Origin of the sequence: Micromonospora sp. DT44 (genome assembly GCF_049841635.1) — a bacterium.
Lineage (GTDB): Bacteria > Actinomycetota > Actinomycetes > Mycobacteriales > Micromonosporaceae > Micromonospora.
This window is the reverse complement of record NZ_JBNCKS010000048.1, coordinates 45,593-55,094: the sequence shown is the minus strand read 5'-3', so window position 1 is coordinate 55,094 and position 9,502 is coordinate 45,593. Positions and strand designations below refer to the sequence as shown.

Annotated in this window: 9 protein-coding genes; 5 read left to right on the top strand and 4 right to left on the bottom strand. The window is 68.0% G+C overall.

The annotated features are described in order from the left end of the window. Window positions 1-255: 255 nt before the first annotated feature. The 4 genes from ACLQ25_RS24905 to ACLQ25_RS24890 form a co-directional block, all read right to left on the bottom strand. Window positions 256-1,353, bottom strand: coding sequence for a helix-turn-helix domain-containing protein (locus ACLQ25_RS24905; protein WP_425733211.1), 1,098 nt, complete (start codon window positions 1,351-1,353; stop codon window positions 256-258). A 104-nt stretch (window positions 1,354-1,457) separates the two neighbouring features. After that, a complete protein-coding gene (locus ACLQ25_RS24900) occupies window positions 1,458-2,279 on the bottom strand; it encodes an alpha/beta fold hydrolase (protein WP_425733210.1) in 822 nt (273 codons plus the stop codon). A 19-nt stretch (window positions 2,280-2,298) separates the two neighbouring features. Then, a complete protein-coding gene (locus ACLQ25_RS24895) occupies window positions 2,299-2,868 on the bottom strand; it encodes a DJ-1/PfpI family protein (protein WP_355047859.1) in 570 nt (189 codons plus the stop codon). 88 nt (window positions 2,869-2,956) lie between these two features. Beyond that, window positions 2,957-3,649: a GntR family transcriptional regulator gene (locus tag ACLQ25_RS24890; protein WP_425733212.1), complete on the bottom strand. Its 693-nt coding sequence runs from the start codon at window positions 3,647-3,649 to the stop codon at window positions 2,957-2,959. 322 nt (window positions 3,650-3,971) lie between these two features. Here ACLQ25_RS24890 and ACLQ25_RS24885 point away from each other — a divergent pair, with 322 nt between their 5' ends. The 5 genes from ACLQ25_RS24885 to ACLQ25_RS24865 are packed head-to-tail and all read left to right on the top strand — an operon-like array spanning window position 3,972 to window position 9,376. Continuing rightward, window positions 3,972-5,378, top strand: coding sequence for an extracellular solute-binding protein (locus ACLQ25_RS24885; protein WP_425733209.1), 1,407 nt, complete (start codon window positions 3,972-3,974; stop codon window positions 5,376-5,378). Beyond that, window positions 5,375-6,322, top strand: a complete 948-nt coding sequence (locus tag ACLQ25_RS24880) for a carbohydrate ABC transporter permease (protein ID WP_396804814.1) — start codon at window positions 5,375-5,377, stop codon at window positions 6,320-6,322. Before ACLQ25_RS24885 ends, ACLQ25_RS24880 begins: the two co-directional genes overlap by 4 nt. Continuing rightward, complete coding sequence (locus tag ACLQ25_RS24875) at window positions 6,322-7,233, top strand: carbohydrate ABC transporter permease (RefSeq protein WP_425733208.1); 912 nt, start codon at window positions 6,322-6,324, stop codon at window positions 7,231-7,233. The genes ACLQ25_RS24880 and ACLQ25_RS24875 overlap by 1 nt, the downstream gene beginning before the upstream one ends. Further along, on the top strand, window positions 7,233-8,300 hold the full coding sequence (locus ACLQ25_RS24870; RefSeq protein WP_425733207.1) for an ABC transporter ATP-binding protein: 1,068 nt from the start codon (window positions 7,233-7,235) through the stop codon (window positions 8,298-8,300). Before ACLQ25_RS24875 ends, ACLQ25_RS24870 begins: the two co-directional genes overlap by 1 nt. Further along, window positions 8,300-9,376, top strand: a complete 1,077-nt coding sequence (locus ACLQ25_RS24865; protein ID WP_425733206.1) for an ABC transporter ATP-binding protein — start codon at window positions 8,300-8,302, stop codon at window positions 9,374-9,376. The genes ACLQ25_RS24870 and ACLQ25_RS24865 overlap by 1 nt, the downstream gene beginning before the upstream one ends. Window positions 9,377-9,502 lie beyond the last annotated feature (126 nt).

The window sequence follows — 9,502 nt, the reverse complement described above, 5'->3', positions numbered from 1 at the left end:
CTATACCGGAGCTCCGCTGCCTCGTCTCCACGACACGCTTGACGGCCTACCGAAACGCCTAACTGAACGGCGTTGCGACTAGTTCACGATGGACCGCAGAGCCGGCGCGCAACTCCTCTCGAACCACCTACGCGGTCCAGCAGTCGGCGTCAATCAGCAGGTCCTGCAGGACGTCTAACCGGTCGGCCAGGGTGAAGTAACTGGGAACCATCGTGTCGAGCACAAAGGCGGAGGTGGCTTGCGCCGCCGACCGACTCACGGCGCGATCTCCAGGTCGTCGTCCTGCGGTAGGTCCGCCTCGCCGATGTGGCCATGCATCAGCTCCAGCGCCCTGGCACGGCTGATTCGTTTGTTGCGCAACGCTTCCATCACGGCCGTCGCGTATGCGGGCGATACCCGTACGGACTCGAGGTCGGGCTGCGGCACCCAGCCCAGTGCCTCCATGAACTCCACGTGGGTCGGCCGAACCTGACTCCAGGCCCTCCGTGTCTCCGGGTCTATGGCCCCTGCCTGCTCAGCCTGCCGCAGTGCCAGCAACCAGGAGGTGCGGTAGCGAGCGGCGTAACTCACAATCTGATCTCGGCTCACCGTCACATGGGACCCGGCTGCGGCAATCGCTTGCACAGGAAGCAGCAGCTCGGCGGCGAAGGCATCGATCACTCCCTCCCGTTCTGTACGCGAGGCACTCACACCGAGGTCGGCGGAATACTCATCACCAATGAGGAGATGCCCCAACTCATGCGCAGCGGTAGCCCGTCGGCGGCCAGGATCACCCGTCGTGCTCACGACAGCGACGGCAATCTCACCCTCGATGAGCGATGCTCCGTCGCCTGGCAGGTCGATGACCAGAACCCATTGACCTGCACGCTCACAGACATCCATGACGCTGCCGATCGGCTCGTCCCCGAGCCCGAACCGCTGCCGCAACCACCAGGCTGCCCGACGCGCGTCATCCTCGGACTCCACCGGATGCGGGTAGCGAAGCAGCGGACGGGGACACAGTACCCCAAGATCGAGCAACTGTTGGACGTTGCGCAGCCACTCAACCATCGCGATTTCAAGGCGCTCCGACGAGCGTGCTGCCTCAGTGTCGGTTTCCTCAGTCAAGGGGGCGGCCCGTCGGGACAATACCGCTGGCGGTGGCTGGATCAAGTACTCCATCGAAACCTTCAGCGCTCTGGAGAGCCGCGCCAGTTCCAAGCCATCCAAACGGCGGCTGCCAGCCTCGACCTTGGCCAGCATCGTGCGGTCGAGCCCCACCATCGCGGCAAGATCCTGCTGAGAGATCCCCAATGACAGGCGGGCTTGCCGTACCTGCTCACCAACGAGAGGCCAGTCCCAGCCATCAGCCATGGTGCGATAATCGCACACCCGGCGGTGGAATGGGTCAACACACGGAGGTTCAGGATTGAGCTTCCTGCACGGACTGCGGACGTAGCCGGTGACAGGGGCGCGTGTCAGCGACCTCGGTCCTGGCCGAGAAAGCACGACAGCAGTTGCCGGAACTCGTGCGGGTGTTCGACCGCCGGCACGTGCCCGCATCGGCCGAACACATGCAGACGCACGTCGGCCAGGTGTTCGAGCAGGGGTCGGGTGGCTGCCTCGAGCGGGGTGACGCGGTCCTGGGCGCCGTGCACGAGCAGCACGGGCGCGTGGATCGCTGCCAGCGTCTGCGCGGTGAGGGTGAGGTCGTCGACCCATCGTGCCCTCGGTGGAGGGAACAACGACGCGTACGCGGACGCCCCGTCCCGCATCGCCGCCGCACGTGCCTCGACGGCCGCGTCGGTCACGAGAGCCTGGTCGAGGAGGAGGCGGCTCAGCATGTCCCGTGCCCCGAGCGGGCCGGCGGGGGCGGCCCAGAGCGCGTCGAGATCGGCGGACAGCGGTGCCCCCGGAGCGCCCATCGTGGAGACCGCCACGACACGGGTCACCCGCTCAGGGCGTGCCGCCGCCAGTGCCAGCGCCACGGCGCCGCCCATGGAGTGACCCACCACGGCGTAGGACTCGATACCGAGAGCATCCATCACGCCCGCCGCCTGCTCCGTCCACAGCCGGAGTCCGCTCGGGGAGCCGGCCGGCACGGGCGTACGGCCGAACCCCGCCTGGTCAGGAGCCACCACGTGCCAGGACGCGCCCAGCGCCTGCGCCGTCGGTGCCCAGGCGCCGGACCCGGTCGTGCCGGGTCCGGAGCCGTGCAGCATCAACACCGCGGGCCCGGCGCCGCTCTCCAGAACGTGGACGGGTGAACCGTCGACCGCGACGGTTCGAAGTGCTGTCACCGGGGCAGGCCAGGTGCGCTCACGCCGAGGCGGAGCTGACGGACTTCGAGAAGACCTCCATCATCGCCCTGCCGAACTGCGGCATGTCGGGCCATCCCCGGCAGGAGACGAGGTTGCCGTCCACGACGTCGGGTGCGTCGATGACCGTCGCGCCCGCGTTCTCCATGTCTCCCGTGATGGGCGGGAAGCACGCCGTCTTCCGGCCCTTCAGGAGCCCGTACACCGCTGGCACCTGCGCGCCGTGGCACACCAGAGCGATGGGGAGGTTACGCGCGAAGAAGTGCTCGGTGATGCGCCTGACGTCGGCGTCGACCCGGATCCACTCGGGGGCGCGTCCGCCGGGGATGATGAGGGCGTCGTAGCGCTCGACGTCGACCTCGGCCCAGGGCACATCGACCGGCAGCTTCCGCCCGTTCTTCTCCACATAGGCGTCGGAGTTGGGGTCGAACTCGTGGATGACCAACTGCACGTCACGCAGCGTCCGTGACGAGACGTCGACGTCCCAGCCGCCCTCCTGCACGCGGTAGTAGGGATACATGGTGTCGAGTTCCTCGGCGGCGTCGCCGGTCAGGAGCAGCGCTCTGGGCACCTGCTTCTCCTCGCGTCTGGTGGCTGGTGGTGGAGATCCAATCCGATCCGATCCGGTGGCGATAGCATTCCTCGACCCAGCCCACCCGTCAAGCCTCTACCGCCATCGATTCCGCGTCCGTGACCTCGTCGAACAATCGTCGGAACCGGTCGCCGGAGCGCAGGATGTGCCGACGCATCGCGTAGGCGGCGGCGTCGGGGTCACGCGCGGCGATCGCGGCCACGACGTCCTCGTGCTCGGCCATGGCCAGGTGGGTGACCTGGGCGTCGTGGTGCAGCCGGAAGAGGTGCACGTGGCTGTGCAGACGGGCGAGCGCCTCCCGGATCACCTGGTTCTCCGCGCTGAGGGCGACCAGGTCGTGAAACGCGGCGTCGCGGAGCCCGAAGGCGCCGTACGCCGCGGGCCCCTTGCCCCCCTCCAACTCGGCCATCTCCTCCAGCATCCGTCGCAGGCCGGCCACCTGTTCCACCGAGGCGCGTTCGGCGGACCTGCGCGCGGCCGCGGGTTCGAGCAGCAGGCGGACCTCGAGCATGTCCTCGAATCGGTGGCGAGTGATCTGGGGAGGGATGCGGTAGCCGGCGTGGGGCACCCGCACGACCAGCCCTTCGGCCTCCATGCGGTTCAGGGCGTCCCGGATCGGCGTCTGGGAGACTCCCAGCTCTCGCGCCAGGACGTCGATCGTGACGCGGGAGCCGGGCTCGATCCGTAGCGACATCAGCTGCCCGAGCAGCGTGTCGTACACCTCGTCGGCGAGCCGGCCGCCCGATCTTCCCACCGACATTCCTCCCGTCACGGCCTTGCGGCCCCGCGCCATCATCGCTCCGTCGTCCATCGTGACGTGAGGTCCCTTCTTGCGCCGTTGCGACCTGTTGACATCAGTCACAGCGCTGCGGCATGCTGACGCCCCCACCAGATCGTATAGGAAAAGTGGCGGATGATCTTCATTCTCCACCTCGCGGCGCAGTTCTGACGCCGGCCCTCACGACGGCCCGGCGCCACGCCCAGAAAACCCAGCAACCGCTCGGCGAAGCACATAGCGAGGCCCTAGAAGTCCCCATCCAGAAAGCAGGCATAACATGCGCGCTCAGAAGCGAATAGGACGAATGCCCGCTCCCGGTCGCAAGGCACGGCTGGCGACAGCGGCCATGCTGCTGGTGGCCACGACCCTGGCGGCGTGCGGCGGCGACAAGGACGACGACGCGAAGGCGAGCGCCCCCAAGGCGCCGGCGGCCGTCCCGGAGCTCAGCAAGGATCCGCTGACCCTCAGCTTCATCTGGTTCGACTGGCCGCCCGCCCAGGCACTGGAAGCCTTCGCCAACGCGGAGTACAAGAAAGAGCGGCCGAACACGACCGTCAAGGTCAACACCGTACCGAACGCGAACTGGCACGACGCGATGTTCACCCAGTTCGCCGCGCGCAAGACCGACTTCGACATCGCGATCCTGGACTCGCAGCACATCGGCGAGGCCGTGACGAACGGCAACATCCTCGACCTCACGGACTTCGTCAAGAACAACATCGAGGTGCAGGCCTACGACCCGTACCTCCTGGCGGCCTACGGTCAGTTCCCTCAGGCCGAGACCGGCAAACGCGACGAGAACGCGAGCCTGTACGGGCTGCCGCTGCTCGGCGACACCTGGACGATGATCTACCGCAAGGACCTGATCGGCGACAAGCCGCCGCAGACCTGGGACGAGATGATCTCGGTCGCCGGGAAGTGCCAGGCGGAGAACCCCGGCGTCAGCGGGCTGGCCTTCCACCAGGCCAACGGCTCCGACGCCGCGGCCGTCACCTACAACACGGTGAACGGCGTCTACGGCGGCAACCTCTGGGACCCGAAGGCACGCAAGATCCAGGGCGTCCTCAACGACGCGGCCGGCCAGGAGGCGATGGACGTCCTGGTCAACAAGATGAAGCCGCTGACCGCCAAGGGCTCCGGCAACTGGTTCATCGACGAGACGAACGCGGCGGTCGCCCAGGGCAAGGCGTGCATCGCGTTCAACTGGATCGCGGCGAGTGGCGGCCTGCTCGACCCGAAGCAGTCGACGCTCGGCCCCACGCGGGAGAAGATCCTCGACAAGTTGGGCTTCGCCACCCTGCCGACCCAGAAGACGAACCTGGTCCCGCTCGGCGGGATGGGGATGCACGTGTCGGCCTACTCCGGCGCGGCGAACCAGGCGGAAGCCCTGAACTTCATGAAGTGGTTCGAGCGGGCTGACATCCAGAAGAAGTGGGCCGCCGCCGGTGGCGTGCCATCGCGTACCGACGCGATCCAGTCACCCGAGTTCCTCAACGCCGGGCCGTTCAACAAGGTGTACGCCGACTCGGTCCCGCGTATGCGGGACATGTGGAACGTGCCCGAGTACGCGCGCCTCGTCGACATCGAGAACACCAACGTGAACGCGGCCCTCAACGGCGCGAAGAAGCCGAAGGACGCGCTCGACGACATCGCCAAGGAGCAGCAGAGCGTGCTCGACTCGAGCAACCGCAAGGGCGGCGGCGGGCTGTGAGCGACGCCCCTTCGACGACCGAACACCCCGGGCAGGTGGCGTCCGCGACGCCACCTGCACCGGGTCGGTCCCGCCGGCTGAGCGACCGAGGGCTCGCCGTGGCCTTCATCTCCCCCTCGCTCCTGCTGTTGCTCGCCATGTCGGTCTTCCCGTTGCTGTGGTCGCTGTACCTGTCCTTCACCGACTACTCGGCCACGCGCGGGGGGCCCGCCGAGTTCGTCGGGTTCGGGAACTACACCGCGATCCTGACGTCGGCCCAGGTCCACACGAGGGCCCTGACGACTCTGGTCTACGTGATCGGCGCGGTCTCCCTGCAGACCGTGCTCGGTTTCGGCATCGCCTACCTGATCTCCCGGCGCACGCGCGGGCGCGGAGCGCTGACCACCCTGTTCCTGGTCCCGATGATGCTGTCGCCGGTCGTGGTCGGGTTGTTCTGGCGCTTCATGCTCGACGCGCAGTTCGGCGTGGTCAACAGCATGCTCGGCTCGGTCGGCCTCGGGCAGGTGGAGTGGCTCACCCGGCAGCGGACGGCCCTGATCTCGCTGATCGTGGTCGACACCTGGCAGTGGACACCGTTCATCATGCTCATCGCGCTCGCGGGCCTCAGCGCGGTGCCCAAGTACCTCTACGAGGCCGCCTCGATCGACCGGGCGTCCGAGTGGTTCAAGTTCCGCACCATCACTCTTCCGCTGGTGTGGCCACTGCTGCTCATCGCCGTGATGTTCCGGGCCATCGAGGCGTTCCGGCTGTTCGATCTCGTCTACATCCTCACCAACGGAGGCCCGGGGGTCTCCACCGAGACGTTGTCGTTCCACATCTACAAGGTCGCGTTCCTGGGCTTCAACACCGGAACCGCGTCGGCGTACGGAATCCTCATGGTCCTCGTCGTCATCGTCCTCACGCAGCTCTACCTGCGTTATCTGAACAAGCTCAAGGAGGACTGATGGCCGTCTCCGTCGACGAGGCCGTGTCCACCGGTCCGGCCGGGGACCACACACCTCCCGCGCGCCGCCCCGGCGGCCGGGGCCGCTCCGCGGTGGAGGTCGTGCTGCTGACCGTGCTGGCCGCCGTGATGCTCTTTCCGGTGCTGTGGATGATCGAGACGTCGATCAAGGAGAACCGGGACGTCTACGCCATCCCGGCCAAGTTCTTCGACTTCGCCGTGACGTTGCAGCATTACAAGGACGTGTTCGTCGCTCAGGGCGACGGCCGTACGCCCGTGTCCGTCAGCTTCCTCAACTCCTTCGTGGTCGCCGGCGCCTCCACGGTGCTGGCCACCGTGCTGGGAGTCCCGGCGGCCTGGGCCTACTCACGCTTCGCCGTGAAGGCCAAGAAGGACCAACTGTTCTTCATCCTGTCCACCCGCTTCATGCCGCCCGTGGTGGTGGTGATCCCGATCTTCCTCATGTACCGCCAGGTCGGACTCATCGACAACAAGATCGGCCTGATCCTCATCTACGCCGCGTTCAACGTGCCGTTCACGATCTGGATGATGAAGGGGTTCGTCGACGAGGTGCCCGCGGAGTACGAGGACGCCGCCATGCTCGACGGCTACACCCGGCTACAGGCGTTCTGGCGATACACACTTCCCCAGCTCTTACCCGGCATCGCCGCGACGGCGGTCTTCGCGCTCATCTTCTCGTGGAACGAGTTCGTGTTCGCCATCTTCCTCACGTCCAGCGACAGCGTCCGGACGGCCCCGCCCGCCATCGCCGGCCTCATCGGCGGCACCACCACCGACTGGGGTCTCGTGGCAGCCGCCTCCGTGGTGTTCGCCCTACCGGTGCTCATTTTCGCCTACCTGGTGCGCAAGCACCTCATCGCCGGTGTGACGCTCGGGGCGGTGCGACGCTGATGGCGGGTATCGAGGTAACCGCGCTGCACAAGCGCTACCCGGACGGCACGGTCGCGGTCGAACAGGTGGACCTGTCCATCGGCCACGGCGAGCTGTTCGTGATGCTCGGCCCCTCGGGCTGCGGCAAGACGACCACGCTGCGGGCCATCGCCGGCCTGGAGAGGCAGACGTCCGGCGACATCCGCATCGGTGACACGCTGGTCAACGATCTGCCGCCCGCCGAGCGCGACATCGCCATGGTGTTCCAGTTCTACGCCCTCTACCCGCATCTGCGAACCCGCGACAACCTGGCGTTTCCGCTGCGGGCCGAGGGACTGCCCAAGCAGGAGGTGCACGCGCGGGTCGAGGAGGCCGCCCGGCTGATGCGGCTCGGTGCCCTTCTCGACCGGCGACCGCGCCAACTGTCCGGCGGGGAGCAGCAGCGCGTCGCGCTCGCGCGCGCCCTGGTGCGACGACCGCGCGCGTTCCTCATGGACGAGCCTCTCACCAATCTGGACGCCGAGTTGAGGGCGGACATGCGCACGGAGATCAAGCACCTGCAGGGCGAGCTGGGGGCGACGATGGTCTACGTCACCCACGACCAGGTCGAGGCGATGTCACTCGGTCACCGGATCGCCATCCTCAACAAGGGCCGCGTGGAGCAGATCGGCACGCCGCTGGAGGTCTACGACCGCCCGGCGAGTCTCTTCTGCGCCGCGTTCATCGGCTCCCCGCCGATGAACCTGATCGACGTGGAGGTGGTCGACGGCATGCTGCACAGTGAGGGCGGGCTGGTCCTCACACCACCGTCCGGCCTGCCGCGCGACCGTCGCCTGGTGGCCGGCGTCCGACCGGAGGCGCTGGAAGTCACCGCGCCAGGAACGGAAGGCACGATCCCGGCCCGAGTGGTGTCGGCCGAGTGGCTGGGCGACGAAATCATCTACGTGGTCGACCACGGCGGCGAGCGCGACGTACGGGTTCGGATGCCACCGACCATTCGTTTCGCCCCTGACGCGAAGGTCGGGCTGCGGCACACCGGCGGAACCCCGGCGGTCTACGACGTGCGCACGGAAGAGCTGGTGGCCTGATGGGAACCGTGGCAGCGAACGGGCTGCGCAAGTCCTTCGGCAAGGTCCAGGCCCTGGACGGGGTGACGCTCGACGTGCCGGACGGCTCGTTCTTCGTCGTGCTCGGGCCCTCCGGGGCGGGTAAGACGACGACCCTGCGGGCGATCGCCGGCCTGGAGAAGCTCGACGCGGGTTCGGTGCACCTGGACGGGAGAGACGCGACCGGTGACGCGCCGGCCGAGCGGGACCTGGCCATGGTCTTCCAGAACTACGCCCTCTACCCGCGACACACGGCGTACGAGAACATCGCCTCACCGCTGCGGGCACGCCGCCGATCGCCGAGCGAGATCGCCGCCGCCGTCGAGCAGATGTCGAAGCTGCTGCACATCGAACGTCTGCTGAAGCGTCGTCCCGCCCAGTTGTCCGGCGGTGAGATGCAGCGGGTCGCGCTGGCTCGGGCGCTGGTCCGCAGCCCTCGGGCGTTCCTCATGGACGAGCCGCTGACGAACCTCGACCTCAAGCTCCGCGTCGAGATGCGCACCGAGCTCACCCGCATCCACCGGAGCCTCGGCGCGACCTTCGTCTACGTGACCAACGACCAGGTCGAGGCCCTGTCCATGGCCGATGCGGTCGCGGTCCTCAAGGAGGGGAAGGTGCAGCAGGTCGGGACGCCGACCGAGGTGTACGAGCGTCCCGCCAACCAGTGGGTGGCGGGGTTCGTCGGGAGCCCGCCGATCAGCCTGCTCGCCTGCCGCGCCGAGGGGGATCGTCTGGTCGGCGCGGACGGCTGGACGCTGCCGCGCCCCCGCTGGACCACCGCCGAGGACGGTCGTGCGCTGCTGCTGGGCCTACGCGCGGAGGACCTGTCCGTCGAGCAGCGCGGGGACGCGTCGTTGTCGGGAGAGCTCTACGGGCTTGAGCCGCTCGGCGACCGCACGGTGGTCGACGTCCGGGTCGGGACCGAGATCCTCAAGGTCAAGGCACGGCCCACCATCACCGGTACGCCGGGCGAACGACTGTCGGTCACGGTCGACCTGGACCGTGCGCACCTGTTCGACGCGGGGACCGGGCTGTCGCTGTCCGAGGCGGGGCGGTAACCGCGCCGAACAGACCGAGACACCTCCGCCCCCGCCCCGACGAGGGCGGGTGACCCGTCCGTCCACGCGCACGCGCGATCGCTGGGGCACTCCGCACAGCACCACGAAGATCACAGGAGGCGACGC